24 protein-coding genes and 1 pseudogene are annotated in these 25,743 nt (G+C 60.9%); 14 read left to right on the top strand and 11 right to left on the bottom strand.

Going from position 1 to position 25,743, the window contains the following annotated elements; genetic code table 11:
* Positions 1–23: 23 nt before the first annotated feature.
* Positions 24–1,160, bottom strand: a complete 1,137-nt coding sequence (locus ACPPVP_RS33205) for a GTP cyclohydrolase II (protein WP_426527802.1) — start codon at positions 1,158–1,160, stop codon at positions 24–26.
* 89 nt (positions 1,161–1,249) lie between these two features.
* Between ACPPVP_RS33205 and ACPPVP_RS33200 the strand changes: the two genes are divergently transcribed.
* Positions 1,250–2,104 (top strand): RibD family protein, encoded by an 855-nt coding sequence (locus ACPPVP_RS33200; protein WP_426527801.1) that lies wholly within the window; start codon positions 1,250–1,252, stop codon positions 2,102–2,104.
* Here ACPPVP_RS33200 and ACPPVP_RS33195 read toward each other — a convergent pair.
* From ACPPVP_RS33195 to ACPPVP_RS33180, 4 genes are read right to left on the bottom strand one after another with little or no spacing between them, the layout of a single operon-like run.
* Positions 2,065–2,874, bottom strand: a complete 810-nt coding sequence (locus ACPPVP_RS33195) for an SAM-dependent methyltransferase (protein ID WP_426527800.1) — start codon at positions 2,872–2,874, stop codon at positions 2,065–2,067. The two genes, ACPPVP_RS33200 and ACPPVP_RS33195, sit on opposite strands and share 40 nt — an antisense overlap.
* Positions 2,871–3,920 carry a glycosyltransferase family 4 protein gene (locus ACPPVP_RS33190; protein WP_426527799.1) on the bottom strand — a complete coding sequence of 350 codons (1,050 nt, stop codon included), beginning with the start codon at positions 3,918–3,920 and terminating at the stop codon, positions 2,871–2,873. Before ACPPVP_RS33190 ends, ACPPVP_RS33195 begins: the two co-directional genes overlap by 4 nt.
* A complete protein-coding gene (locus ACPPVP_RS33185) occupies positions 3,917–4,318 on the bottom strand; it encodes a 6-pyruvoyl trahydropterin synthase family protein (protein WP_426527798.1) in 402 nt (133 codons plus the stop codon). The genes ACPPVP_RS33190 and ACPPVP_RS33185 overlap by 4 nt, the downstream gene beginning before the upstream one ends.
* A gap of 9 nt (positions 4,319–4,327) precedes the next feature.
* Positions 4,328–5,314, bottom strand: coding sequence for a zinc-dependent alcohol dehydrogenase (locus tag ACPPVP_RS33180; RefSeq protein ID WP_426527797.1), 987 nt, complete (start codon positions 5,312–5,314; stop codon positions 4,328–4,330).
* A 118-nt stretch (positions 5,315–5,432) separates the two neighbouring features.
* On the opposite strand from ACPPVP_RS33180, the gene mdoH reads away from it, so the two are divergent.
* From mdoH to ACPPVP_RS33165, 3 genes are read left to right on the top strand one after another with little or no spacing between them, the layout of a single operon-like run.
* Positions 5,433–7,214, top strand: coding sequence for a glucans biosynthesis glucosyltransferase MdoH (gene mdoH / locus ACPPVP_RS33175; RefSeq protein WP_426527796.1), 1,782 nt, complete (start codon positions 5,433–5,435; stop codon positions 7,212–7,214).
* A gap of 3 nt (positions 7,215–7,217) precedes the next feature.
* Positions 7,218–7,961: an FkbM family methyltransferase gene (locus tag ACPPVP_RS33170; RefSeq protein WP_426527795.1), complete on the top strand. Its 744-nt coding sequence runs from the start codon at positions 7,218–7,220 to the stop codon at positions 7,959–7,961.
* The gene (locus ACPPVP_RS33165; RefSeq protein ID WP_426527794.1) at positions 7,945–9,288 is read left to right on the top strand and encodes a hypothetical protein; all 1,344 of its coding nucleotides are present in this window, start codon (positions 7,945–7,947) and stop codon (positions 9,286–9,288) included. The genes ACPPVP_RS33170 and ACPPVP_RS33165 overlap by 17 nt, the downstream gene beginning before the upstream one ends.
* Before the next feature lie 6 nt (positions 9,289–9,294).
* Here ACPPVP_RS33165 and ACPPVP_RS33160 read toward each other — a convergent pair whose 3' ends face one another.
* Positions 9,295–9,816, bottom strand: coding sequence for a c-type cytochrome (locus ACPPVP_RS33160; protein WP_426527793.1), 522 nt, complete (start codon positions 9,814–9,816; stop codon positions 9,295–9,297).
* Positions 9,817–9,954: 138 nt separating this feature from the next.
* Here ACPPVP_RS33160 and ACPPVP_RS33155 point away from each other — a divergent pair, with 138 nt between their 5' ends.
* On the top strand, positions 9,955–11,721 hold the full coding sequence (locus ACPPVP_RS33155) for a sulfatase-like hydrolase/transferase (RefSeq protein ID WP_426527792.1): 1,767 nt from the start codon (positions 9,955–9,957) through the stop codon (positions 11,719–11,721).
* Positions 11,722–11,752: 31 nt separating this feature from the next.
* On the opposite strand, the gene ACPPVP_RS33150 is transcribed toward ACPPVP_RS33155, so the two are convergent.
* The 3 genes and pseudogenes from ACPPVP_RS33150 to ACPPVP_RS33140 all read right to left on the bottom strand — a co-directional run bounded on the left by ACPPVP_RS33150 (position 11,753) and on the right by ACPPVP_RS33140 (position 14,190).
* Positions 11,753–12,940: an OpgC domain-containing protein gene (locus tag ACPPVP_RS33150; RefSeq protein ID WP_426527791.1), complete on the bottom strand. Its 1,188-nt coding sequence runs from the start codon at positions 12,938–12,940 to the stop codon at positions 11,753–11,755.
* Positions 12,941–13,106: 166 nt separating this feature from the next.
* Positions 13,107–13,381 (bottom strand): annotated as a pseudogene (locus ACPPVP_RS33145) (hypothetical protein).
* Between the two features lie 170 nt (positions 13,382–13,551).
* The gene (locus ACPPVP_RS33140; protein WP_426527790.1) at positions 13,552–14,190 is read right to left on the bottom strand and encodes a S24 family peptidase; all 639 of its coding nucleotides are present in this window, start codon (positions 14,188–14,190) and stop codon (positions 13,552–13,554) included.
* A gap of 131 nt (positions 14,191–14,321) precedes the next feature.
* On the opposite strand from ACPPVP_RS33140, the gene ACPPVP_RS33135 reads away from it, so the two are divergent.
* From ACPPVP_RS33135 to ACPPVP_RS33125, 3 genes are all read left to right on the top strand, one after another.
* Entirely contained in the window at positions 14,322–14,855 is a 534-nt protein-coding gene (locus ACPPVP_RS33135; RefSeq protein WP_426527789.1) for a GcrA family cell cycle regulator, read from the top strand.
* Positions 14,852–15,022 (top strand): hypothetical protein, encoded by a 171-nt coding sequence (locus ACPPVP_RS33130; protein ID WP_426527788.1) that lies wholly within the window; start codon positions 14,852–14,854, stop codon positions 15,020–15,022. Before ACPPVP_RS33135 ends, ACPPVP_RS33130 begins: the two co-directional genes overlap by 4 nt.
* A gap of 63 nt (positions 15,023–15,085) precedes the next feature.
* Entirely contained in the window at positions 15,086–15,661 is a 576-nt protein-coding gene (locus ACPPVP_RS33125; protein ID WP_426527787.1) for a DUF6456 domain-containing protein, read from the top strand.
* Here ACPPVP_RS33125 and bamA read toward each other — a convergent pair.
* Positions 15,642–17,978 (bottom strand): outer membrane protein assembly factor BamA, encoded by a 2,337-nt coding sequence (bamA, locus tag ACPPVP_RS33120; RefSeq protein WP_426527786.1) that lies wholly within the window; start codon positions 17,976–17,978, stop codon positions 15,642–15,644. The two genes, ACPPVP_RS33125 and bamA, sit on opposite strands and share 20 nt — an antisense overlap.
* Before the next feature lie 213 nt (positions 17,979–18,191).
* Between bamA and ACPPVP_RS33115 the strand changes: the two genes are divergently transcribed.
* Positions 18,192–19,244, top strand: coding sequence for a hypothetical protein (locus ACPPVP_RS33115; protein WP_426527785.1), 1,053 nt, complete (start codon positions 18,192–18,194; stop codon positions 19,242–19,244).
* Between the two features lie 24 nt (positions 19,245–19,268).
* Here the strand turns inward: ACPPVP_RS33115 and ACPPVP_RS33110 are convergent, their stop codons facing one another.
* Positions 19,269–20,825 carry a winged helix-turn-helix domain-containing protein gene (locus ACPPVP_RS33110; protein ID WP_426538195.1) on the bottom strand — a complete coding sequence of 519 codons (1,557 nt, stop codon included), beginning with the start codon at positions 20,823–20,825 and terminating at the stop codon, positions 19,269–19,271.
* A 144-nt stretch (positions 20,826–20,969) separates the two neighbouring features.
* Here ACPPVP_RS33110 and mddA point away from each other — a divergent pair, with 144 nt between their 5' ends.
* The 5 genes from mddA to ACPPVP_RS33085 all read left to right on the top strand — a co-directional run bounded on the left by mddA (position 20,970) and on the right by ACPPVP_RS33085 (position 25,412).
* Entirely contained in the window at positions 20,970–21,746 is a 777-nt protein-coding gene (gene mddA / locus ACPPVP_RS33105; protein ID WP_426527784.1) for a methanethiol S-methyltransferase, read from the top strand.
* A 36-nt stretch (positions 21,747–21,782) separates the two neighbouring features.
* Entirely contained in the window at positions 21,783–22,205 is a 423-nt protein-coding gene (locus ACPPVP_RS33100; protein ID WP_426527783.1) for a GFA family protein, read from the top strand.
* 306 nt (positions 22,206–22,511) lie between these two features.
* Positions 22,512–23,774, top strand: coding sequence for a CaiB/BaiF CoA transferase family protein (locus tag ACPPVP_RS33095; protein WP_426527782.1), 1,263 nt, complete (start codon positions 22,512–22,514; stop codon positions 23,772–23,774).
* Positions 23,775–23,910: 136 nt separating this feature from the next.
* Positions 23,911–25,044, top strand: coding sequence for an alpha-hydroxy acid oxidase (locus ACPPVP_RS33090; protein ID WP_426527781.1), 1,134 nt, complete (start codon positions 23,911–23,913; stop codon positions 25,042–25,044).
* A gap of 176 nt (positions 25,045–25,220) precedes the next feature.
* Entirely contained in the window at positions 25,221–25,412 is a 192-nt protein-coding gene (locus tag ACPPVP_RS33085; RefSeq protein WP_426527780.1) for a hypothetical protein, read from the top strand.
* Positions 25,413–25,743 lie beyond the last annotated feature (331 nt).

Raw genomic sequence — 25,743 nt, 5'->3', positions numbered from 1 at the left:
CAATATGAAAATCGTCATTGGGTTCAGGACTTTTCGCTGGCGGAAGCCTTCAGTGTAACGAATTTGTGCCCGGAGCGTACTGCTTTGGTCGTCAGGTAACGCCTGTTGTGGGAATTGATCGGCGCCTCGAGCGGAACGCGGGCGGCGATTTCGATACCCGCCTTCATGAGACCGTCCAGCTTGGCTGGATTATTGGTGAGCAGCACGATTCGCTTGCAGTTCAGGGATCGCAGCATCATCGCCGCGGTTCCATAGTCGCGCTCATCGTCCTCGAAACCCAGCATCGTGTTGGCGTCGCGCGTGTCGAGCCCGGCGTCCTGCAATCGATAGGCTCGCATCTTGTTCGCAAGACCAATGCCGCGACCTTCTTGGGCCAGGTACAGAACAATGCCACCACCGAGGCTTTCAAGGCGCGTGAGCGCGAGCTGCAGCTGGTCACCGCAGTCGCATCGTCGCGAGCTAAACACGTCGCCTGTCAGGCATGCCGAATGAAGCCGAACCGGGATCGGCTTGCCAAAATTTGGGTTGCCGATGATGATGGCGACCTGATCGACGCCGAGAGCGTCACGAAACACAACAAAGCGGGCCGCTGTGCCCGAGGCGAGCGGAATTGAGGCTTCGCTTGCGATGGCCAACGCGTTCGGCGCACTTGCGGCAAAGCGCTCGACCGCGTCCGCCTCAACGGCAACGATCGAACGCATCAGCTCGCGGTGGATGTTCGCCAGGTTTACCGCAATAACCGCCGGCAGGCCGCGGCTGAGCTTGATGAGCCGGATCGCCGCCCTGGCGGCACGACCGGCAGCCTCGGCCTTTGGCGAAAAACGATCATTGTGTTCGGCATCGGCAGCGAGGGCGAGGATATCGCTCGTGCGGGCGTCTCGGGAAAGCGACAATGCCACTGGCGTTGACGCATCTATTCCGATGGCGCGCGCTCGCTGTTGTGTCACTATCAGCTTCGGCGCATTCGGGCCGCACAGCTCCACAAATTCGTGCAGCCGCTGGTCGTCAAGGCTCTCCACCGGCAAAGCGAACAATACTTCGCCAGCGGCGTTAACACGAATCGGCCTTCGCGCTTGCAGTTCGCCCAAAGCGCGGCTAACGCTGAGGTGTTCTTCGTCGCCAAACAGGGCGGAGATTGCAGGAGAGTGGGCGGCGTTCATGTGCAGGACTTTCTTTTACTGGGCGCGTTCGTGGAACACCGAAAGTCCTGAATCATTCCGCCAGAAATCAGATGGATTTTTAGGAACGAGTGGCCGATAGTATCATTGATAACTCGCGAGAACCGAATTCTGCCGTGCAGCTTAGCAATTTCCCCAATCGCAAATTTGCGTCTCCCGATGACTGGGAGAGCTTTGTTGCGTGTTTTCGTAGAGGACAACACCCCCTGCCGCAAGCCTGGGCGGATCTATTTGGCCCGTTGTGCTCCGGGGCGGTGGACGATCTCGTGATTGTTGGGCAGGTCGGCCAATCGCTCGATGGTCGCGTCGCGACGGCGACTGGCCACTCCAAATACATCAATTGTCCGGCAGGTATCGAACATCTGCACCGGCTACGCGCGCTGGTGGATGTTGTCGTGGTCGGAGTAGGAACGGCGCTGGCTGACAACCCGCAACTGACGGTGAGACAGGTCGCTGGTCCCCAGCCCGCGCGTGCCGTGATTGATCCGGGCGGACGCCTGGGAGCGAATGCGAAGCTGTTTGCCGACGACGGCGTTCGCCGGCTGTTGATTACGACAGACGGTTCGAGGGCCGCACCACCCCCCGGCGTTGAAGTCATCACCCTGCCTGCGGAGGACGGAAACATTGCTCCGTCCGCCATCGTCGCATCGCTGGCCGGTGCAGGGATGCGCCGAATGTTAATTGAGGGCGGTGCTGACACCGTGTCGCGTTTTATCGCGGCGCGATGTCTCGATCGGTTGCATGTCAACGTGGCGCCCGTCATGTTGGGTGCAGGCGGGCCAGGGATCGAATTGCCGCCGCTCGAACGAGCCGACCAGGCCCACCGGATGAAGGTCCGCGTGCACAAGATCGAGGACGATGTGCTGTTCGACTGCGACCTGTCTGATCAGCGGGTCGCCATCGGCGTTGCAAAAAAATCGACATGACCCACGCGCATCGTTGAAGCGCGTGCGCCGACCTCGTTCTTCCGTCTTGACAGCCAATGGTCGATATCGCGGCGCGGTACCGTTTCGATTTCACTCGCGACAGTAGCCCATCCGGCTAGCAATTCGAGCTGGATCTCCTGGTCAGCAGCTCCGATCACCCAATCGGAGTTACCCTGAACTACCGAATATCCGAGCGCCTCAAACCTGGAAATGGCCGCAACGGCGGCCGATGGGCCTAGCGCCGGCCCAAAGCCCTTGTCGGTGAGCTGATGGGCATTGACCGCCGACGTGATGGCCTCATCGAGCGGATCGGATGGGGAAATGTCGATGCGGCCATCATAGGTCAGTGCTGCATAGACCGGCAGCGCCTGCGAGGCGGCATGGCGGGTAAGGCGATCCAGCCAGTTTTCGGAGACGAGGTCGAGCAGGGCCGACATTGTGATCACGTCTTTTGTGTCGTCGAGCACCCTCTCGAAATTGCCGCTGAGATCGAGTGGAACGGCATTCAGCCTGACATCGCCGGTAGATTTTCCGCCACACGCCAAAGTCAGCAGGCGTTGATCGTTGTCCACGAGATCCCAGCGCTGTCGTGCCGGCAGGTGTGAACTGAGCGCGCGGACGGTGGAGCCAGCGCCGCAAGCGAGATCGACGACATTTATTGCGTTGTGCGACTTGAATAGACCGGCCACCGCGTCGAGCACGATCGGATTGCGCGCGCCCAAGTCATGGCCTTCCCGCAAGGCCAGCCATTCGGCGGAGAAACCGCTCATGCGAGCTTCTCCAGCGCGGCGGCGAAGATCGCGCCGGATTGCTGCCACGTCGGCAATGTTCGCGCCGATGCCAACGCCCCCTCCGAGAGGCGACGACGGAGTTCAGCGTCGGCGATCACCCGACGCAGGGCCTCGGCCAGCTCAGCCACGTCGCCGGGGGCGACCAGCAAACCCGCTTCTTGCGGAACAGTATCCGGGATGGCTCCCGCTGTCGTCCCGATCACAGGCAGACCGTGCGACAATGCCTCGGCGTAGGCCATTCCATATCCCTCGTAGCGGGAGGCGAGAACGAACAGATCGGCGCTGTCGTAAAGTACGGCAAGACGTTCGGAAGAAACGGCGCCAGGCGTCGCGACGCGGCCGGCAAGCTTGTGTTGAGAAATGCTGGCATCAAGCTTTGCCGCCTCATTCGGATCGCGCGTGAGATCCCCGGCAATCGTCAGCTGCCACGGGAGCGCCGCCAATGTGGCCAGCGCGGCAACGAGTACGTCAAATCCTTTCCGGGGCACAACAGTGCCAACGGAGAGCAAATGCGGCACTTCGCTTCGGCTTCCCCGAGACCTTGGCGCAGGATCGCTGCCGGGCCTTGCCACAGTAATGTGGTCGGCCGATACGCCATAATCGGAAGCTACGAGTTTTGCGGTTGTAGGGCTCGTCACCACGACTTCGCGCACTAACGCGAGAGCAGCCTGCTCACTGCGATGCAAGGCATCGGTTCGTTCGGCAGACAGCCCCCATTCCAGTGCAAGGGGATGATGAACCAGCCCAAGCAACGGATGACGGCTTGCAACTTCCGCTGCAACGTCTGGCAGCACCCCCAATGCCAGGCCGTCCACCACGATCGGTAAACCGTCCGGTACCTCCAACAGAAGGGATCGCGCGGCAGAACGGGTCGCCTCATCCGGCAAAGGAAATCCATCGCCAATGTCGAGACACTCGACGTCCCAGCCCAACTGCCGGAGTTCGGCCATGATCCGCCGGTCATAAGCGTAGCCACCAGTCGGCGTATCGAGACTGCCTGGCACCGCGAAGACGACGCGCTTCACCACAACGGCGCTTCGTATTGCGCGCGCGCCAGATGCGACTCGGAGATCGTAATGCGCAGGGCCTTGAGCTCCCGGCCGGGACGGCCGAGTTCACCGGCGCGGGCCGGCTTTGCCAGGCCGTCGAAGATATATTTGGACAGAAATTCCGTCGTCGTGTTGCTGCCCTTGAACTCGGGTACTTCGTCGAGATTTTGGTAGTTCAGCGGCGCGAGAACTGTCTTAAGCGCATCATGGGCGCGGCCGATATCAATCACGATTGCATTGTCGTCGAGGGTCTCGGCGATAAAGGCGGCGTCTACCACGAATGTAGCGCCGTGCAACCTCTGCGCTGGTCCAAAAACCGCGCCACTGAAGGAATGAGCGATCATGATGTGGTCACGAACTTCGACGGTGAACAAGGCAGCTCCTTACGAGTAGATGATGGGTTGGCAGAGTATCCCGCTTCCGGCATCGAGAATTCCCGGCAATCGCTCCGGCAAATCGCCGAACGCAACGGCCGGCGCCAGCAATGCATCGAGCCTTGGATCGTTGAGCAGCGCGATTGCGGCCGCGAGGCGGCGGCCGTGCGTCCAGCGCGGACGATGCGACGGCGCAATGTGTCCGACCTGGCTCGATACAAGGCGAAGCCGGCGGCTGTGGAACGGACCTCCAAGCATGGCGGTCACTGCTGCGTCACCATACCAGCTCATTTCGAGCACAGTCGCTTCGTCTCCGGCCAGTTCGAGCGCCGTCCGCAGTCCGTCGGGCGATCCGCTGGCGTGAACGACGAGATCGCAATCGGCTTTTGCGTTTCCGGCCTCTGCGAAACCAACCCCGAGCTGCCCTGCTAATTCCGCTCGGCTGGAGTTGATGTCGACAAGCGTGACGTCCGTACCGGCGATCCGCCCGCAAAGATAGGCGACAAGGGAACCGACCACGCCGGCCCCGACAACGGCGATGCGGTCGGCCGGTCCCGGTGCGGCATCCCACACGCCGTTAAGCGCGGTTTCCATGTTGGCCGCCAGCACCGCGCGGAGTGGTGGCACATCCTCCGGAAGCGTTACCGCAGCGCCCGCAGGGATGTTGAACGCGGTCTGGTGGGGGTAGAGCGCAAAGACGGTCTTGCCTCGTAAGGAATTGCTGCCGTTCTCGATCTGTCCTACCGCGGCATAGCCGTATTTGACCGGAAATGGAAAATCGCCCGCCATGAACGGCGCGCGCATCCTGTGGAATTCGCCCACAGGTACGCGCCCGTCAAAAACGAGCGATTCAGTGCCGCGGCTGATGGCGCTGTAAAGGGTCTTCACGCGTACCTCGCCGGCGCCGGGCGGTGGTATGACTTCCTGGCGGAGCTCGACCTGTTTGGGTCCGCGATACCAAAGAGCCGAGGTATTGGCGCTCGCGCTGACAGCCATTTTCTTCGATCTCGGACTGGAATTCATGACGGTTTGACGTGTTATAAGCGGTAGTCTGCACCGCCTGCGGGCGAATGAGAAGTCGTAACCTTTCCTGCCGCCAGTAGCCCGCTCCGCCATGACGCAAGCCGAAGCCGCCGACAAGAGCATGTTCGCCAGGCGAGCGATTTTTGCCGTCCTGTTTTCGGTCACCATGGCGGGATCGCTATGGCTCGCCGCAGTGGCGTTGGCGCCCGGCGGATTGGGATTTCTGGATTTTGCAGTGCTTCTCCTGTTCGCCGTCACCTTGCCCTGGATGGTCGCGGGGTTCTCGAATGCCGTGATCGGCTTCATCATCATGCGCATTTCCGCCGACCCGGTGGCTGCGGTACTGCCCGCGGCCGGGCTGATCGGGGATGACCAACCCGTGACGGCATCGACCGCAATGCTGCTTTGCGTTCGCAATGAGCTGCCGCTCCGTATTATCCGTAACCTGGAGCCGATGCTCGAAGGGATCCACGCTTCCGGCTACGGTGAGCGCTTTCACCTCTACCTCCTCAGCGATACCAGCGATGCCGATCTTGCGGTCAGGGAGGAAGCACTTTTTTCCGAATTGACCGCAAGTTGGCGTGATCGGATCGCTATCAGTTACCGGCGTCGTACTGTGAATGTCGGCTTCAAGGCAGGCAATATCCGCGAGTTTTGCGAACGCTGGGGAAGCCGCCACGAGTTCGCGGTCACGCTCGATGCTGACAGCTTCATGTCGGCGGGCGCGATTATCCGGCTCGTGCGGATCATGCAGGTCGATCCCAGGCTTGGTATCCTGCAGGGCCTGGTCGTTGGGCTGCCGTCAACGAGCTTGTTCGCCCGCATCTTCCAGTTCGGCATGCGGCTCGGCATGCGCTCCTACACAATCGGAAGTGCGTGGTGGCAGTCCGATTGCGGTCCTTATTGGGGACACAACGCCGTCTTGCGGCTTGAACCGTTCATAAAGCACTGCCAGCTTCCATTGTTGTCAGAGGGCGGAGAGGAGGATCGGCATATCCTCAGTCACGACCAGATCGAGGCGGCGCTGATGCGCTCTGCCGGCTATCATGTGCGCGTGGTGCCGCGGGAAGATCTCGGCTGGGAGGAGAATCCCCCGACGCTGCTGGAGTTCATGCGTCGCGATCTGCGCTGGTGTCAGGGCAACATGCAGTACTGGCGATTTCTATTGCTGCCGAACCTCAGGCCGGTCAGCCGCTATCAGCTCGTACTCGCGATCCTGATGTTCATTGGCTCGCCGGCCTGGATTGGCTTGCTCGTCCTTGCCACGATCGCGCTCGTAACGTGCGACGATCCCGCCACGATCATGCGCGCCGATGCCGGCGGCGCGTTGCTGACGTGGGTGCTCGTGATGTGGTTCTCGCCGAAGATCGCCGGCGCCCTCGACGTCCTGCTTTCGCCCGCGGAGCGCCTGGCATTCGGTGGCGCGGGACAGTTTACCGTCAATTTCGTCATCGAGACCATGTACTCGATCATCCTGTGTCCGATCCTCTGGATCAGTCATACGATCTTTCTCTTGGGCCTGCTGTTCAATCGCGAGATCGGTTGGATGGGGCAGGTCCGCGACGATCACGCGGTGCCTCTGACCTTGGCGCTGCGGGATCTCTGGCCGCAGACCTTCGTGGGATGCGCCTCGCTCGGCCTCGTGCTGGCAAGCCAGCCGTGGGCATTGCCGTACATTTTCCTGCTTGCCGGCGGGCCGGCCCTGTCGGCTCTCTTTGCAACGGTAACGGCCTGGCCAGCGCTCGGCGCCCTTGCAGCCCATATGGGCATCGGCCGGGTTCCCGAGGAGACGGTAACCCCGGAGGATCTTCTGGAATTGGCATTGCCCGCGATCAAGTCAGAGAGCCAGCCGCCTCTGACAAGCTCGGTTTAGCCAATGCTCAGCGCTGTCCGGACTGCGCGCGCGACCATCAGATCGTTTCGTATCTATTACGGAGGCAAGCGGCGCGCTGCGGCGATGGACCGGCTGTATGGCAACTTCGTTCGGCCCGGCGATCTGGTGTTCGACGTCGGCGCACATGTCGGCGATCGCGTCGCCTCGTTCCACCGGCTGGGCGCGCGCGTCGTCGCGGTCGAGCCACAGCCGTCGATGGTCAGGGCTCTCAGGTTGCTTTATGGCCGCAGCAAATCTGTTGCGATCGAGGCACTGGCGGTGGGGCGTGAGCCGGGCGGGGCGCGCATGCTGATCAATGTCGATAACCCGACGGTGTCGTCGGTCTCTCCGGCGTTTGTTCAAGCCGCACATGGCGCGCCGGGTTGGGAAACCCAGCGCTGGAGCGAGACCATCGACGTCGTGGTCACGACGCTGGATGCATTGGTCGCCAAGCACGGTGTTCCCGCATTCATCAAGCTTGATGTGGAGGGTTTTGAGGCAGAGGCGCTGTCAGGCCTGTCACAGGCCGTGCACGCGCTTTCGTTTGAGTTCACGACCATCCAGCGCGACGTTGGGCTTGCCTGCATTGAGCGGTGTTCGGCGATGGGCTACAGGCGCTTCAACGCGGCCCTTGGAGAAAGCCAGACGCTGATCGCGGAGTGGATGGATGCACAGGACATCGCTCGTTGGCTGATTGATCTGCCGCAGGCGGCCAATTCCGGAGACATCTATGCTGTCTCGGCGTGATCGACCGCTGATGCAGCCGCGACTCCTGATGATCCCCGTCGCCATACTGCTCGCCGCGGGTTTCGGCTTGACGCTATTGATCTTCTATCCCGGCGTCATGACCTACGACGCCAAATTCGTCTATGAGGACATCGCCAAGGGCACGATGGGCGATTGGCAGTCGCCGGTCATGGTCTGGCTGTGGGCCCTGATCGATCCGATTGCTCCCGGCGCTGGCAGCATGTTCCTGCTGATTGCCACAACCTACTGGTTAGGCTTTGGCGTCCTGTCGCTTGCGCTCGCATCCCGCGGCAAGGCTAGCGCGTTGCTGTTGCCTCTGCTGGCAATGACGCCGCCTGCACTGGCCTTCGCCGGGATCATCTGGCGGGATGTCTTGTTTGCAACTTTCTGGTTGCTTGCCGCGACTGTGGCGTTTGCGGTGTCTGATCGTCCGTCTCAGACCAGGTTGACCGGGCAGGTGCTGGCGCTCGTGTTGGTTATAGTCGGGGTCCTGCTGAGGCCGAACGCCTTGCTGGCTGCGCCGATACTTGCTGCTTACATTGTCTGGCTGTCGCAATTCTCCCTGCGCAAAGCGGCCATTCTCTACATTCCGGCCGCGTTTGGTCTCTTTGGCATCGTGCAGCTCGTTTACTACGGTATCTTGGATGCGAAACGACAGCATCCGCTGCAAACGATCATGATCTTCGATCTCGGCGGCATCAGCCACTTCTCGAAAGAAAACCAGTTTCCCATCGACTGGAGCGAACCGGAAAAAGCGATGCTGCTCAATAACTGTTACCAGCCGACGCAGTGGGACATTTATTGGCGGCTCGAGCCGTGTGATTTCGTGATGCGCAACGTCGAACGTGAAAAAGGCTTGTTCGGTACTCCGGCGATATCCCGGGCCTGGCTGGAAGCAATTCTCCGCCATCCGATTGCCTATTTGCAGCACCGCTCGGCCTTCATGTGGAATTTTCTCGCTGCCGATAATCTGACGATGTGGACGGCCGATGTTGAACATCCGACAAAGAATGTCTTTGCCGATCGAACTGCGTTCAACGCGCTGGTCGCGGCCCACGACGTGCTCAAGCCTACGCCTTTTCTTCGCGTGGGCTTTTGGCTTTTGGCTTGTATCATCGTCTGCTGCTTTAGCTGGAGGCGAAGCGGCCCCCGCGAAGCAGCGTTTGCGCTGGCAGTCTGCGGTTCGGCGACGATTTATGTGTTGAGCTTCTATGCCTTGGGCGTGGCGTCCGACTTCCGTTACGGCTATTGGGCGGTGTTGGCTGCCATCGCCGGTGGCGTCATTGTTATCTCCGGTGGAAGCAAGGGAGGTGAGCGGCTGCGCTAGAGCGGCCTATTGCTTTGGTTCAGCCGACGCGGTCCAGGTCTTGTAGTCGGCGTCGGAAACGCTCGGCAGTTTCTTGACAAATGCCGCAATTGACCAGATCTCGTCGTCCTGGGCCCCAGCCTGCGCAAAGCTCGGCATGCCGGTCATGTTGATGCCGTTCTTGATTACCCAGAACAGTTGGGCAGGGGTCAGCTCGCCGGCGACCTCCTTCAGGTCCGGCGGATCGGGATGTAACCCTTCCGAGTACTTCAGCCATTTGACGCCTGGCGCGCCGTGGCAGTTCGCGCAGCCGAAACTGGCATAAGCTTTGGCGCCGGCCTGCACCATCGCGGCGTCGCCAAACGAAGCCGGCGGGTTATCATTGGCGTGGCGATTGATCGACGCGGTCCTTACCCGCGTCAGAGCCCACGTGACGGCGGCTGGGTCTTCGGTCGTCCCGGCCACGCTGTAGTAGCCGCCGAAGAAGAAGGCCGCAGCGCCAATGCCGACCACGATTGCCAACGCACCAATTGCCGCGAGAAAGCGCATGCAAGCCTCCGATCGCCTATTTGCCGCCCGGGAACTGAAATTAGTGGCTCGGGTCAGGAATAACGAACTGTTCGAAAGGTTGCATATGATACGACGTGTCTCGCAAATTTCGAACGACGCTTTTCCGACGAAAGTTCAATGGTTGGTGATACTGCAGGCAAGCGCAGCATTGTGCGCGGAACCAAATTGAGGCGCACAGGTGCATTAGATGATCTAGCCGGCGACGTCGGCAAGAAGAGAGCCGGGCGTGGAAGGATTGCCGCGCTTTGCCTGGTGCTGTTGCTGCACGCCGGCGTGATGGTGCTCATGCTCATGACCGAAGTCCGCCTCGCGGGTGCGGCGGTATTCCTCCTCGTATGGATCATGCTCAACTGCCTGTGGTTGGCGTTGCTGCGCAGGCCGACCGTGGCGGCGCTTGTTTCTCTCGGAATTCTCATCGTGCTGACGCTGCTGTCGCGCTTCAAGTTCGACAAGCTCTGGATGACGATCGACTTCGTCGATTTGATGATCATTGATCGCGACACGACTGCGTTTCTGCTGGAGATATTTCCTGGCTTGCGCTGGTGGATCTTGTTGGCGGTGGCGGCAACGGCTGTTGCGATCGTCATCGCCTGGCGATTGGATCGATATCGCGTGAGTCTCCAGACCAGCCTCGCTGGCTTCGTGATATCGGCTGCGACAGTCGTTGCCGTGTCGCTGTTTTGGCCGACCGGGCTCAACGAGGATTTTGAAGGCCGAAGCTACGTCTCAAAATTTGCGCGGACGGGGGTCGAGGCAGTTTACGAACTGTCCTCTCGCGGCTATCTCGAGGCGGCTGAGAGCGCCCATGGGACCGTGGCCGAAGCTGCCGACGCCGTCTGCCATCCAACACGCAAGCTCCCACATATCATTGTGCTGCACGATGAATCGAGCTTTGACATCAGCATAGCGCCCGGGGTCCATGTCCCGGCGGGGTATCATCGACATTTTCAGTCGTTCGATGGCCGGGAGCGCAAGCTTCTCGTGGAGGGCGTCGGCGGACCAAGCTGGTTCACCGAATATAATGTGCTCACAGGCCTTTCGGTTCGATCGTTCGGGCGGTTTGCGACATCTGTGACGCGAATCGCTGCCGGACACGTCTATCGCGGCTTGCCGCGCATCTTGCAGCAATGCGGTTATGAAACCTTCAGTCTCTACCCGTTCTACGGCTCCTTCCTTGGGTCGCGCGCATTTCAAACGACCACCGGTATCGCGCGCTACCTGGATATGCACGATCTGGGGACCAGCGCCTTCGAGGCTGACAGTTTCTACTACGACCGGGCGATCGATCTGATCAAGCGAGAACGCGGCAACGGAACGCTCTTTCTCTATGTGTATACGGTAGCCAATCATTTTCCATGGGACGAGCGGCTGCGGTCCGAGCTAGCGCCCGATTGGCGCGACCTTGGCAACGCACCTGAGGTGGAAGAGTACATTCGGCGTCAGGCGATATCCGCCCAGGAATATCAAGCACTCCTGAAAAGGCTTGCTCAGGAATTTCCCACGGAATCCTTCCTCATCATCCGCTACGGCGATCATCAGCCTCAATTTGGAGCTCGCCTGCTCGATCCATCGCTCGGCGAGGAAGAAATTGCGAAACGAGCAAAAGCGTTGGACCAGCGTTACCTGACGACATACTACGCGATCGACGCGGTAAACTTTTCGCCGGTCGATATCACATCGGCGCTCGACCGGCTTGATGCGCCGTACCTTCCCCTGGTCGTACTGCAGGCGGCAGGAATTCCACTCGGTGCGAGCTTCGCGCAGCAGAAAGCGATCCTGCAACGGTGCGACGGCCTATTCTACAGCTGCGAAGATGGGACGCAGGCCAGCCGCCTGAACCGGCTTTTGATAGATGCCGGACTTATCAAGGGGCTCGCGGATTGAGGGGCGCGGGGTAAGAGGAAAATCGGCGCGATTACTTGGCGAACCGGCCTTCCTCCGGAAGTCCCGTCATCGCGGGGGTCCGGAATGCCGGCTTGTGATCCTGCTGTTTGGACCACGACACGTAATAGGCCACGCCCGTCATGATCAATATCCCGGTAAAGCTGACCAGAACCTGCATGGCGAGCGAATCCGGGCCCGTGATCAGGACAAGGTGTCCGGCAAACGAAAGAAATACGCCGGCGCAGAACACCGCCAGCCATTCTTGGCCGCATTTAATCACCGGCTGCAACGCCTGCCATCGGAAACCGGACCAGTCTCGTGGCATCATCCAGGTAAACAGAAAAGCCAGCGCGAGAAAGTGAAGCACCCGGTGAGGGGCGAGGTTTTCCCTGTCATTGGGCCCAAAGATATCGCGCAGGAGGTCCGGCACGATGGCGGCTTGCGGAAATTTCCCTGCAACCGTCACCGCCAAGGCAAGGAGCAGGTACAGCCACGCGGCAGCGCGCAGGATTGCGAATTCCTCAAGCTTGTGTACGGCGCGGATCTGAGCCTTGCCGCTCAATGCAAGCCAGGCGCCGAGCACGAACAGCAGTTGCCAGCAGAACGGGTTGAGGTACCAGTGCCCCTCCGGAAACGCAGACAAGTTCCAGTCGAGCTGACGGGCCGCGAAGTAGAGACCAATCGACGCCACCACGGTGACATTCGGCCGGCGGACCATGCCGAGCAGGACGAGCGGGAAGACTGCCATTAGTACGATGAACAGTTGCAACACATCGAGATTCAGCGGCTTGGCCCGAAGCAGCAGACCGTGAATCAGCGTCCGGACCGTGTGATCGACAATTCCCGTGACGTTGAATTCGCCGATAAGCGCGGGCGCGGCGGACTGGCGCGCGACATATCCGATCAGATTTATATAGATCACGAACAGGACGATATAGGCGGCGTAAAGCTGCCACAGCCGCTTGAAGATACGGGTCGCCGTCACGACGAACCCGCGCTCGAGCATCATCCTTCCATAAAGTATCGCGGCAGTGTAGCCGCCGACGAACACGAACAGGTCGACGGCGCCGCTGAATCCGAAATTGCGCATGGTCAGCAGGCTGACCGCATTATGCGGCACGTGGTCCAGAAAGAGAAACCAGGCCGCGATACCAAGCAGGAGATAGAGTCGGGGATCGCCGTCGCGCGCGGCGAGCTCGGACTTCAGTGGCGGATACATTGTGGTTTAAGAGCTTTGCAGGTCGGAGGAATCGAATCGCGAATCTAGCGCGACTCTCCGCTCAGCCGGAATAGACTTTACGTGAAGAATAATTAAGCAAGTTCTCGGCGATTAAAGCCCGCCCAACAATCACAATGTTTTGAGGGACTAGTGCGACCGGGTGGGATCACGCCCGCTCGTGCTTGCGAAGATCGCGAATGTGATCGAACTGGCTGGCTTGCAAGTCGGCCTCCGTCGCGCCGAGGTCGGGCAGGGCAGCCTCGCTGAGGATCTCGGCGGTGATGTCCTCGACCGAGCAATCTGCGATTTCATGGATAAGCTGATATTGCTGTACTCACCCGACGCGATTCGGGAGATGACTTCGCGCCTTGTGATTTCCGGGTCGACGATAGCCTCGCGACCGCGGCGGCCGTAGTCGATCATCACGACGAAATACTGCATGCTGGCGATCTGACCTCATCCCCCGCATCGGAAATAACGAGGGCCGTATTTCTGAAAAACGGAAATAAGTCAAGTGAAAATTCGGAAAAACAGAGATTAGGTCGTGAGGGCGGCGGGGCTGGCCCGGACATCGACCGAATCGGTCGATTCGGAAATCACAACCACGATTGCTATTTGTCCGGCGTGCGGCCGCCGGTCGTCCTTGTCGCCTTGCGTGCCCGGGCTGCCGCCTTGTTACGCAGTCGCTCGATCTGGCCCCTGGGCAGAGTGACGCAGATCTCCCCGATCCATTCCAGCTTGACGCCGGTGATCGGCTTGGCATTGAAACTCGTGAGGTTGACCGCGGTCGGAGATTTTCCCCGCTCGATCGTTTTCAGATAACGCTCGCCGGTCTTCAGACGGACCGCGGCTTCCTCGCCGTAGAAGCTCGACAGCGGATGGCGCTGTTCGCGATAGACCACGATAATATCACCGTTCTCGTATTTAGGCAGCATGGAATCGCCGGATACCTCGAAAGCGATGGTCTCCTCGGCGATCGGGAACGGCAGTTCGACCTCGCCGAGACCTTCCGGCGGCACCTGCTCGTGTTCCGGCTCGATCGAGGCGCCGGCGCCGACACGGCCCATGATCGGCACCGAGTTCAGTTCGAGATAGTCGATGATCGGCGCGATTTCAGACGCCTTGATCAGGCGTATACCGGACAGGATCTCGGAAACCGCGCCGGGGCGGACGCCCATCGCCGTCGCCAATCCGCCTTTGGTCTTGCCCGGCTTCTCCAGCCCCCGTTCGATCAACCTGATGTCCAGCATCGTTAGACCTTTCCGAATTTCAGAAATGATAGCAGTTCCGATTATCCGAAATCAAGCTTGACTTTTATTTCGGAATATCAGAAATTGGCGGCCGGCGTCGGGCGGCGTTGACAAGAGCAAGGACAACAAAAATGGAACTGTCGAACTGGGCGCCCGAACACTCGGACGCGCTGCGGGAACTTATTGCCAAAGGTCTGTCCTTTTCAGAGGCCGCGCACGCGATCAATTCTCGATTCAATACGTCCTACACGCGCAGTGCCGCGCTCGGGCGCGCGCGGCGCCTGAGGCTGGAGGCGGACGATCGCCAGAAACCGTCGCTGCCCACCAAGCCCGTTGATCTGCACGATATCGCGGAGCCTTGTCCCAGTGCTTCTAGGGCGGCGGCACTTCTCTGGCCGATGCCGGTATTCAAAGAGGCCAAGCCGGTCAAGCTGCGCTGTGTGGCAATCGAACCGCGGCATCTCGCCCTGACCGAGCTGGAGCGCAGCGATTGCCGCTACCCCTACGGCGGCGATGAAGAGGGCGAGGCCATCACCTTCTGCGGTCATCCGCGCCACTCGGGTTCGAGCTATTGCGCGCCTCATTTTCACTTGAGCCGCGAACCGGTCGTGCCCGACGGGCGCACGGTGAGCACCGTTTCGCTGCGGGTGGTGGAGGTGACATGAAGAACGCTGCTGTCGCCTGCATGGCCGGCAGGCTGAAACGGCTGCCGCGCCGCCATCGGATCGCTCATCTGCGTGCGCTGATCGGCCTTCGGCCGGAGGGCTGCGTCCGCCGGAACGAATTGTCCGAACTGCTGCACGAGGAGATAGCCGACGCATCAAACGAATAGGCCAGCAACCGATTAGAGCTGCCGGTCGCAACCGAATTCCACTGTTTTCGAGGAGTCCATCAGATGCCGAAAGCCAAGCGCCGAAAGCCTTACGATCCCGCCAAGGTACACGACCGGAGGTCCCGCGATTTGTTGCGCAATGCGGAAGTCGCAACCGTCGAGGTCGATAATCCGCTGGCGTTGGAGCCGGGCGAGAAGATCGTTGCCCTGCGTTCGATTCGCAACGATCCGCTTGCGCGCCTGCATTCTCACCGCCAGATCGACGAGGCGCAGTATCAGGCGGGACGTGCGTTCCAGAGCGACTGGGAGAAGGCCGAGCGCGGACCGCGTGCGGTCGATCCCACCCGGGAATATGTCGATGGCGGGCAGAGCCGCGAACCGATCACCGAGGGCCAGCGCAAGGCCGTGCTGCGGTTGAACCGGGCCGAACGCGAACTGGGTGCGGACGGCTCGGCGCTGGTGCATGACGTGCTGGTCCAGGGTCTGACCATGGAACAGGTCGGCCAGCGCAGAGGCCTGTGCACCAAACGCTGGGGTGACTATTTTTCAAGGCGATTTCGCGAATGCCTCGACCGGCTGGCGTTGCTTTATGGGTTCGCGACGGGGCATCCTGTCCCGGTCAAAACCCTCCCGCGCTGAACCGAAGAGGCTGCACCACGTCGTAGGCAGCCTTGCTTAGGGGGACGGCGTAGTCGACGGTCAAGGCGCCGAACGGCGAGGCCCAGGTCAGGCCAGCGCCGATCGACGAGCGAACGACATTCTTGTTGGCGACCTGAAGCGATGCTGTCGATCCGCTGTAGCGGAACACGCTGCCGGCGTCGACGAAGGCGGTGGCCCTGAGGCCATATTCATTGGGCACGCCGGGGATTGCGCTCTGCAGTTCTGCGGTCGTTGCCCAATATGCGCTGCCGCCGACATTATCCATCGTGGTGCCCGGCGTCAGGTCGCGTGGACCGAACCCGTTGGGGGCAAATCCACGCACCATGGTCGGGCCGCCGAAGAAATTGTTCATCAGCGGCACCTGCTGGCCGCCCCAACCGGTGACGTAGCCGCCCTGGGCGCGAACCATGCCGACCAGATCGCTGTTGATCGATTTGTAGTATCGCACGTCTTCGGTCGTCTTCAGAAATTTTACGTCGCCGCCAAGCCCCGCCAGATCCTGGCTGAGCTGCGACCTGATCCCGCTGGTCGGGCTCTTTGTGTTGTCCAGCGTGCTGTAGGTCGTCGTGCTGCCGGGGGCGGAGACCCAGGTCGGGCCGGCGGCGGCCGCTTGCTGGACGGCCAGCGAAGGCGTCAGGCCCGAAGCGTTTGGCGAAAGCGTGATGTTCTGATTATAGATCGAGTAGCGCCATTGCACGCCGATTTCCTCGGTAATCGGCGTACCGAACTGCAGTCTCGCACCATAGGTCGTGCTGCCGTAGGATTGGTAGCTATTGGCGTCGTTCTGGCGGCCAAACAGTTCGATTCCGGCAGCAACCCTGGTGCCGAGAAAATAGGGTTCGGACGCGGCCAGATTGATCCCGCGCGCATATTGGCCGTAGGTGAAGGTGGCCTGGACGTTCTTGCCCGTGCCATAGAAATTGCGCTCGCCTACTTTGACCTCGACGAGGGCGCCATCGGTGGTCGAGTAACCGCCGGCAACATTGAAATCGCCGGTCGCCTGGTCAACCGCCTCGACATCGAGGATGATGTGGTCCGGCGCCGAGCCCGGCCTGTTCGATATCTTCACCGTCTTGAAGTAGTTCAAATTCTTCAGGCGCCGTTCAGCCCGGTCTATCAGCGTCTTGTTGTAGGCATCGCCTTCCGCGATATCGAACTCGCGCCGGATCACGTAATCGCGGGTGCGCGTGTTGCCATGAATCTCGATCCGTTCGACATAGGCGCGGGGCCCCTGTTCGATCACGAAGGCGACGTCGATACGTTGCGCGGCGGCATCGCGAGTGAGGCGAGGGGTCGCCTGGGCAAAGGGAAAGCCGAGCTTTGCCATCTCGATGGCCAGAAGCTCGGTAGTCTTGTCCAGGGCGTTGCCGTCGAACACCGCGTTTGGGTGGGCCGTGGGGAGCGCGCGAAGCTTGTCGCAATCCAGGCCCGGCACGTTGCAGGCGACGCTAACTTCCCGGAAGCGATAGAGCTGGCCCTCGTCAATTGCGAAGTTAAGCGTAAATCCCTGCGTCGCCGGATCATACTCGGCCTTTGCCGAGGAGACGCTGACATCGGCGTAACCCTTGCTGCGGTAGTAAAGCCGCAACTGTTCCTGGTCTTGTGCGATGCGGTCGGGATCGTAGACGTCACCGCCGGTCAGAAAACTCAGCATATGATGGGCGGAGGTCTTGATCACGGCGCTGAGCTGCCGCTTGCCGAAGGCCTTGTTGCCGGTGAAGTCGATCTGCCGCACCGGCGTTTTTGCACCCTCCGTTATGGCGTAGACGAGGTCGACCCGGCCATTGCCGCGGTCGATGATTTGCGGATCGACGCGGACCCCGGAGCGGCCGGCGCGCCGGTATGCTTCGATGATGCGGCCGGCGTCTGCCTGCACGGTGGCGCGTTGCAGCGAGCCGCGCGGCTTCGCTTCGACGGCCGCGGCCAGGTCGGTGTCCTTGACCTTCTTGTTGCCTTCGAATGCGACGCGGTCGAGCACGGGCGCTTCGGACAGGCGCACCACAAGCCGCTCGCCGGCGCGTTCGATGGAAACCGTTTCGAACAGGCCCGTCGCGATCAGCGCTTTCAACGCCGCGTCACGCGCGGCGTTGTCGAAATGGCCATCAGGCGTCGCGTGAAAGTAGGAGCGTACGGTCTCGGCGTCGACGCGGCGGTTACCTTCGACGACGATCGATCCCTGCGACGGCGATGCAATTTCGGCGATGACAGGAGTCGCGAAAATCAATCCGAGAGCGCCGGCAAGCCGATAGGCAGTTCGCCTGCTTTGCGTGATGTATCTAATCGCTCTGATCCCCATGTTCCGCGGGTCTCCTATTGATCGGCTGAGATCGAAGTGCAAAAAAATGTCTGGGATAAGGTGAGTTGCGGGGCGGTGCGCCACAATTTAGGCGCCTTCTGTTAATGCTGATTTTCTCAGAATTGTCGCAATGCGCGCCTCATGCTTCGCTATCGAGAGAGCCTAAGACGCCCGTGCGGAACCGCGCATGCGTCTAGCTCGCAGGAGCATCACATGCGTTATGCAGCTTTCGTTGCCACTGCGCTCATGCTGATTCAGCCAGCGTATGCGGAGAAGACGCCGGACGTCGATCCGAGCGCCTCGCTCGGCGTGGTCCAGCAATGGATCTATAATTACCGTGCCAAGCCGGACTACGCCCACGTCCCGGCCGCGGTGCGTGTGCTGTTTCATTCGCAGACGTTCAAGGAGCCCGAGAATGCCGGAATCTATCTCGGCTTTGTCGCGGGGGCGATCGGCTCTAACCCGGCCAAGGCCGAGCAGCTCATTGCCAGCTTCTTTCCCATCCGTCCGGAAGACGAGTGGGTGATCATCCGTGCCATCGCCTATTCGGGCCTGCCCGACTGGAGAAACGTTCTGCGCCGGGTCGCACCACGCATGCCGGGCCGGCAGGTCATGATCGACAGCTACCTCGCGGGCAAGCTGCCGACCTTGACCGACATTCCGCTTGAGGAGATGAAGCCCGGCGTGATGGACAAGCTGCGCGGGGCGTTCACCAAGAATCCCTTCGCCAAGGACGAGCGCAAGCTGAACACGACGCTCACATTTGCGGGCAACCAGGATTTGCTGGATACCCTGTGGGGCTACTATTTTGCGACCGGCTCGCATGCGCCTATCGAGCGCATCATCCAGATGCTGCCGTGGAGCAAGAGCCGCGACACGGTCGACAAGCTGACGGTCGGAAGCATGGCGCGCTATACGCTGGCAAGCTACGCGATCCGCGACGCCAGTTTGCGCGAATATCTCCGCGGCGAACTAGCCAGACAGCCGGCGACGGTCAAGGTGCCGCTCGCCGAAGTGATCGAGGCGGCGGACACGGTGCAAATCGCAGCGCTCCGCAAGGATGCGCTCACCGCTGTGGATGAACTCAAGATCAAGGGCTCGGATAGTCGCCGCGACCTCAGCTTCTGGGGTCAGGTCGGCGTCGGCGCGGTCGCGCTCGGTTGCGTCTCAGCGGCTGCGCTGGGGCAGGTCGCGATCGGCATTCCCTGTGTCATCGGCGGTTCGGCCTCGCAGGGATTGCTGTCGTTCTGGGAAAAGCAGCAGTAGTCCAGCAGGAGCAGTGGTCGCAGCTTATTCCAGCCCGGCGCGGCGAAAGCCTTCGAGATAGTGTTCGCGATCGGCGTCATGCTTCCAGGGTAACTGCGTCGCGATCCAGGCCAGCGAAATATTGGGCTGGGTCCGACGCAACTCGTGAAGCGCGCTCCGGGCAAGTTCGATCTGGCCGGTCATGCCGGCAGCGACCGTCAGCACCCGATAGGCGCCGGTGAGGTCGCCGCGCTGGCGGGTCGCCTCGCGCGCCAGTGCTATCGCTTCCTGATAATTCCGTCCGACGAACTGGGCGTAGGCCGCAACGCCGTAATAGATCGCGGAAGAGGGATCGCGTGGGCTCTGTCGGATGGCGCGTTGGGTTGCCGCATAGGCATCCGTCCACCTACCGCTATAGCACAGCGCCAGGGCATAGTACCCCTGCGCCAGGGAGAAGTTCGGGTTGAGCTGGAGTGCCAGCTCAAACTCTGCCAGCGAATGTTCAAGCCGGCGCGTAGAGAAATACACGCTGGCGAGCGCGGTATGCGCCCAGGCATCCTCGCTGTCGGCGGCAATCGCTGCCAATGCTGCTCGTTCGGCTATGGGCGCCGCGGTTGCAAGATCGGTCCAGCCCAGATGCACGCCGAACATATGGTTGGTTGCGAACAGGGCCAGCGCCTGGCCGTAGTTCGGATCGATCGTGATCGCGCGTTCCAGCAGCGCCTGCGCGGTGAGGCTGTCAGGCCGGGTCACCCGCCAGTGATGCGACAGCGCCCGCATCACCAGGTCCCATGCGTCCACGCTGTTGGGCGGCTTGCGCCGGCTGCGACAGTTCTCTGCCGCGTAAATTTGCGGCTCGATCGCGGTGACGATGGCGTCGGTGATCTCGTCCTGCACCGCAAATACGTCGATCAGTTTGCGGTCGTAGTGCTCCGCCCAGATGTGGCTGCCGGTCGCGGTGTCATTGAGCTGAGCGGTGATGCGGACGCGATCGCCGCTTCTTCTCACACTGCCTTCGACCACGTAGCGCACCCCGAGCTCGGCCGCGACCTGCCTCATGTGCACTGCCTTGCCTTTGTAGGTGAACGATGAGTTGCGCGCGATCACGAAGAACCAACGCAGCTTCGACAGCGCGGTGATGATGTCCTCGCTGATGCCGTCGGAGAAATATTCCTGTTCACGGTCGCCGCTCATATTGTCGAACGGCAGTACGGCAATGGCTGGCCGGTCGGGCAGTGCTAGCGCCGAACGCGGCTGTTCTGCTTCTACTGGCGAAGCGGCCTGCGCATCGCCTGGCCCGTTCACGGCGCCGACGAAGCGAATCCCTTTGCGGGGAATCGTGCGGATGAGCCGCTGTTCCTTGCCGTTGTCGCCGATCGCGTTTCGAGCGGCGTTGATCCGGCTGTCCAGTGTCGAGTCCGAGACCATTCGTCCTCCCCACACCAGCGCAATGAGATCGTCCCGGCTGACCACGTGATCGCGGTGCTTCAACAGGTGAACCAGCAGGTCAAACACTTGCGGCTGCATCGCCACCAGGTCGGCGCCACGGTGCAGCTCGCGACGATCGATGTCGAGGGTGTGGTTATCGAAGTTGAATTTCACTTGTCCCATCGCATATTTTCTAAAGAAACAATCAAGTCCGTCTCATGAAGAGATCAAGCTTCAGGCAAAGACCTGTCGCCACTCTCCGTGCACCTCTGCCAAAATCGGGTGTTGAAATCGCATTTCCGTAGCGGAGTCAATTTCATGACGGAAGCCCAAGCCATTAGCCCGGCGATTCCGGGCAATCGGCTGCTAAGATTCACTGCATTTCTATTTGGTGGTGTGGCCTATCTCACATTTCTGTTTACGATTCTGTACGCCATAGGGTTCGTATCGGGGCGTTTCGTGCCGAAGGCGATTGATATCGGCCCGGAATCAGGGATATTCGAGGCCATTGTCATCAATCTCGCTCTGATGTCGTTATTCGCCATCCAACATAGCGTGATGGCGCGGAAATCGTTCAAACACTGGTGGACGCAGTTTATTCCAAAGTCCGTCGAGCGCAGCACCTACGTGCTGTGCGCAAGTCTGATGCTTCTGCTGTTGTTCTGGCAATGGCGTCCAATGCCGGCGGTCATGTGGCACGTCCAGGAACCCGAAATGGCCATGGTGATCGCCACGGCGTCGTTCATCGGTTGGGTGATCGTGTTCACGAGTAGCTTCCTGATCAATCATTTCGAGCTGTTCGGATTGCATCAAGTCGCCAACAATCTGGTCGGCCGCCAGATGCCGGCGCCCGTTTTCCGGACGCCGTTCTACTACCGTTTTGTCCGGCACCCGATCTATCTCGGTTTCGTCATCGCGTTCTGGGCGGCCCCGACGATGAGCGCCGGGCATCTGCTCTTCGCAACGGTGACCACGGCCTACATCTTCATCGGCATCATGCTCGAGGAGCGAGATCTCATCGGCATGTTCGGTGACGAGTATCGCTTTTATCGGGAGCACGTTCCGATGCTGTTCCCATGGCGCAAACTAAACTGATCACTTCTCAACTATCTGCACGGAGACGAAGGAACTATGAAACATACTGGAAGCTGTTTTTGCGGTGCGGTCGAGGTTCAGGTCACGGACGCACCGGAAGGAATGGGTTATTGCCATTGCCGTTCGTGCCGCTCGTGGTCCGGCGGGCCAGTGAACGCGTTCACCCTGTGGAAGCCGGAGGCGGTACGGATCACCGCGGGGGCGCAACATGTCGCGACGTTCGAGAAGACGCCGATGAGCCAGCGCAAGTACTGCGCGGAGTGCGGCGGTCACCTGATGACCAATCATCCGACGCTCGGGCTGGTCGATGTGTTCGCCGCAACCCTGCCGACGCTTCCCTTCACGCCCGGCGTGCACGTCAATTACGCCGAGACGGTGCTGCCGATGCGGGATGGGCTGCCCAAACTGAAGGATTTTCCTGCCGAGCTTGGCGGGTCCGGTGTGGTGATCGCCGAGTAGGAGACGGACTTCCACGGAATTAACGACGCAGCGTCGCTCGCCTCCCGGATCTGACCGGGGGCGGGCGACGTTTTTTTAGGGTACCCTCTGTTTGGGGGACCCTCGCGGTCGAATCCTGGCCTGGAGCCTGGAGGCGTGGGACAATGCCCGAGCCCCGCGCCCCGTCTTGAGAGCTATGTCAGCGACAGGTCCCGCCCTGCAAAATCGGGGTTTGGCGTTACCCATCCGGTTCCGGTAAGAAAGCCTTGAAGTCGCGGCGGAAACCTTGGTTTCGCCAGGCAGAATAACAAAGAGGAAATGCTGGAGATGACCGCCAAGCCGCAATTGCCGGAGCGAACGCCGCGCGCAAAGGGTGAACCGACTGCGCTGGACGGTCTGCTGGTCGTCGACTTCACCCGGGTCGTTGCCGGCCCGGCCTGCACGCAAACGCTGGCCGATTTCGGCGCCGAAGTGATCAAGATCGAAAACCCTGACGGTGGTGACGATACCCGCCATTATGAACACGCGGAAATCGGCGGCGAGAGCGCGGCCTTCCTCAGCCTCAATCGCAACAAGCGCGGCATTGCGCTCGATTTCACCAATCCTGCCGCGCTCGAAGTCGCGCGTGAACTGATCGCGAAAGCGGATGTCGTGGTGGAGAATTTCTCCGGCGGCGTGATGAAGAAATATGGCCTCGACTACGCTTCCGTCGTGGCGACCAACCCGCGGCTGATCTATTGCTCAATCTCTGCCTATGGCCGCAAGGGTGAGTTCGCTCTACGTCCCGGGTTTGATCCGATTACGCAGGCCGAAAGCGGCTTCATGTCGCTGAACGGATATCCGGATGGCGAGCCGGTGCGAACCGGTCCGCCGATCGTCGACTTGGCGACGGGCATGTCGGCGTGCAACGCGATCCTGCTGGCGCTGATCGCCCGCGACCGGCTCGGCCGCGGCCAGCAGGTCGAGGTCGCGCTGATCGACACTGCCGTAGCGATGACCGCATTCTACGGCATGGCCTATCTGGTCAGTGGCGCGAATCCTGGCCGCTTTGGCAATTCGCCGAATGGCTCGCCCACCGTAGGTCTTTACCAGGCCTCCGACGGACCGCTTTACATGGCCTGCGCCAACGACCGTCTGTACCGCCGGCTCGTGGTGGACGTACTGGATCGGCCGGATCTCGTTACTGACCCCCAGTTCGCGCATAGGAAAAACCGATCCGCCAACAAGGAAAAGCTGCGCGCCATTATTGCCGGTATCTTTGCCAGCGACAGCCTTGAGTACTGGATGGCGAAGATGAAGAAGGCCAACATACCGGTCGGCCATCTGCGCACGGTCGAAGAAGGTTTTAACGCGCCGGAAGTGCGCGGTCGCCATCGCCTCAGCCAGATTCCGCATCCGACCGCGGGCGCAGTCCCCAATATTGAAACGCCGCTACATATGAGCTTGACGCCAACCATCGATCCCGTGGCGGCCCCGCTGCTTGGCGAGCATACCAGCGAAGTGCTCCGAAAGACGCTCGGCTACGATGAGCGACGGATCGCGGCGTTGGCTGACGCGGGGGCTTTCGGGAAGCCGGGCAACACGGCCTGAGCCGGCGCCGACGAGGCTCGACGCATCTCGCAAACGAATAACATCCCTGCGTTTGCACGACGCCTAACTCGTTCAAAACGGTAGCTTTTCCCGTTTGTCTGCGGGTAATGTGCCGGCAAAACGGGAGAGAAGCACCATGAATGACGGGACGCCCAGCCGGCCGGCGAGGAATGTCGAACTCGGCGCCAGCGGCGAAGAATTCCAGAATCTCCACGAATTCGTCCGCAAAGCCCGCGCCCGGCTCAACCAGAACGCATGGGACTATATCGTGGGGGCCGCGGAGACCGAGACCACCATGCGCCGCAACCGGATGGCGCTCGACGAGATTGCATTCCGGCCGCGGGTGCTGCGGAACGTCGCCCAGGTCGACGGGTCGACCGAAGTATTCGGCCGCCGCTTGCGCCTGCCGGTCATGATTGCGCCGGTTGGTGCACTCGAAATTTTCGATCCCAATTCAGGCGCCGCCGTTGCACGCGGAGCAGGGCAGTTCGGCGCGGCCCACATGTTGAGTTCGGTGTCAGAACCGGGGCTCGAAGCCACCGCCAAGGCCGCCCCCGATGCGCTGCGCATTTATCAGCTCTACGTTCGTGGTGACGACGCCTTTGTCGAAGACGTTGTCAGCCGCGCCATCGACAATGGCTATGCCGCCTTCTGCCTGACCGTCGACACCGCGCATTACAGCCGGCGCGAGCGCGATATCGCCAAGCGGTATGTCCGCGAAAGCCGCATCCGGGCCACCGGCGGCGACTTTCAGAAGGGGCTGGATTGGCGCACGGTCAAGCTGATCAAGGACAAGTATAAAATTCCGCTGGTGATCAAGGGTATTGCGACTGCGGAAGACGCGGCCATCGCGCTCGATCATGGCGTGGACTGGATCTATATATCGAACCATGGCGGCCGCCAGCTCGACCATGGACGAGGGTCGATGCACGTCTTGCCGGAAATCGTCGACGCGGTTGCCGGCCGCGCCAAGATCATGGTCGATGGCTCGTTCTGCCGCGGCACCGACATCGTGAAGGCGATCGCGTCAGGAGCCGATCTGGTCGGCATCGGCCGCCTGCAATGCTGGGCACTCGCGGCCGCGGGCGAAGCCGGCATCGTGCGAATGCTGGAGCTGCTGGAAGACGAGATGATCCGCTGCCTCGGGCTGCTCGGCGTCAAAAGCCTTGCCGAACTCGACAAGTCTTATTTGCATGCGGCGACCGCGACGAATCCGCCGAGTGTGTTCAGCGCATTTCCATTGCTGGATATCGAACCCTATCGCTATTGAGAAGGGCGGCCCCGCCGGGCCTTTTCGCCCGGAAACACGCAGTCATTTCCCAAGTTGGTGGCTCGTCAGGAACCTGGCGGGCCCCTTCGCATTATCAGCTGCGCCCGGGAGGGCGCCCCAAACACGAGTCCGATCTCCCATGGCCAAGTAGTCGCAAGCGAATGACAGAAAATCCGTTGGCCCAATTCAGCCTCGAGAAGGCTATCGGTCTTCGCTGGACGTTGCGGGATGTTCAGGCGCGTCGGCTGAAAATGTCGCCGGTCAGCGACGAAGATCTGACGACATTGACCGGCCTTGGGCTGGTGGAAGTGCGTGACGAAGGGCTCGTGCTGACGCAGGCTGGAATAGCCGTGCTGAACGGGGCGTAGTCAGCGCGCCTTCAGGAAGCTCTCGCCGGAGTCGCAGGGCGTGCAGCGGTAGGTCAGGACGTCGTAATTCTGGTCGCGCGGCTCGATCATGGCCAGCCGCATCTGTGCGCCGCATTTCATGCAAGGCATTTCTATACTGGTTTGAAACCGCGTGCAGGTCGGCGTCGGTCGAAACGTTTGCAGCATTTTATCCCCATGTCCCACGAGAGACTTAAAAACAGAGACGCAACGCCACCGACAGTCGATCTTTAACCCGAATCACTATGCCACACTGTTGCCACCATTGGAATCGGCCGTCCACCCGTACGGCTACGGGCCGCGAGAAAAGGAA

The organism is Bradyrhizobium sp. McL0615 (assembly GCF_049993905.1).
Taxonomy (GTDB): domain Bacteria; phylum Pseudomonadota; class Alphaproteobacteria; order Rhizobiales; family Xanthobacteraceae; genus Bradyrhizobium.
This window is presented reverse-complemented; position numbering and strand designations above follow the sequence as displayed.

Coding starts and splice junctions, on each gene's coding strand:
- ACPPVP_RS33125 (WP_426527787.1), top strand. CDS start 15,086: ATGCCGAAAGCCAAGCGCCGAAAGCCTTACGATCCCGCCAAGGTACAC.
- mdoH (WP_426527796.1), top strand. CDS start 5,433: ATGACGCAAGCCGAAGCCGCCGACAAGAGCATGTTCGCCAGGCGAGCG.
- ACPPVP_RS33165 (WP_426527794.1), top strand. CDS start 7,945: ATGCTGTCTCGGCGTGATCGACCGCTGATGCAGCCGCGACTCCTGATG.
- ACPPVP_RS33155 (WP_426527792.1), top strand. CDS start 9,955: ATGGTTGGTGATACTGCAGGCAAGCGCAGCATTGTGCGCGGAACCAAA.
- ACPPVP_RS33090 (WP_426527781.1), top strand. CDS start 23,911: ATGAATGACGGGACGCCCAGCCGGCCGGCGAGGAATGTCGAACTCGGC.
- ACPPVP_RS33135 (WP_426527789.1), top strand. CDS start 14,322: ATGGAACTGTCGAACTGGGCGCCCGAACACTCGGACGCGCTGCGGGAA.
- ACPPVP_RS33170 (WP_426527795.1), top strand. CDS start 7,218: ATGCTCAGCGCTGTCCGGACTGCGCGCGCGACCATCAGATCGTTTCGT.
- ACPPVP_RS33140 (WP_426527790.1), bottom strand. CDS start 14,190: ATGCTGGACATCAGGTTGATCGAACGGGGGCTGGAGAAGCCGGGCAAG.
- bamA (WP_426527786.1), bottom strand. CDS start 17,978: ATGGGGATCAGAGCGATTAGATACATCACGCAAAGCAGGCGAACTGCC.
- ACPPVP_RS33195 (WP_426527800.1), bottom strand. CDS start 2,874: ATGAGCGGTTTCTCCGCCGAATGGCTGGCCTTGCGGGAAGGCCATGAC.
- ACPPVP_RS33180 (WP_426527797.1), bottom strand. CDS start 5,314: ATGGCTGTCAGCGCGAGCGCCAATACCTCGGCTCTTTGGTATCGCGGA.
- ACPPVP_RS33115 (WP_426527785.1), top strand. CDS start 18,192: ATGCGTTATGCAGCTTTCGTTGCCACTGCGCTCATGCTGATTCAGCCA.
- ACPPVP_RS33130 (WP_426527788.1), top strand. CDS start 14,852: ATGAAGAACGCTGCTGTCGCCTGCATGGCCGGCAGGCTGAAACGGCTG.
- mddA (WP_426527784.1), top strand. CDS start 20,970: ATGACGGAAGCCCAAGCCATTAGCCCGGCGATTCCGGGCAATCGGCTG.
- ACPPVP_RS33160 (WP_426527793.1), bottom strand. CDS start 9,816: ATGCGCTTTCTCGCGGCAATTGGTGCGTTGGCAATCGTGGTCGGCATT.
- ACPPVP_RS33150 (WP_426527791.1), bottom strand. CDS start 12,940: ATGTATCCGCCACTGAAGTCCGAGCTCGCCGCGCGCGACGGCGATCCC.
- ACPPVP_RS33205 (WP_426527802.1), bottom strand. CDS start 1,160: ATGAACGCCGCCCACTCTCCTGCAATCTCCGCCCTGTTTGGCGACGAA.
- ACPPVP_RS33100 (WP_426527783.1), top strand. CDS start 21,783: ATGAAACATACTGGAAGCTGTTTTTGCGGTGCGGTCGAGGTTCAGGTC.
- ACPPVP_RS33095 (WP_426527782.1), top strand. CDS start 22,512: ATGACCGCCAAGCCGCAATTGCCGGAGCGAACGCCGCGCGCAAAGGGT.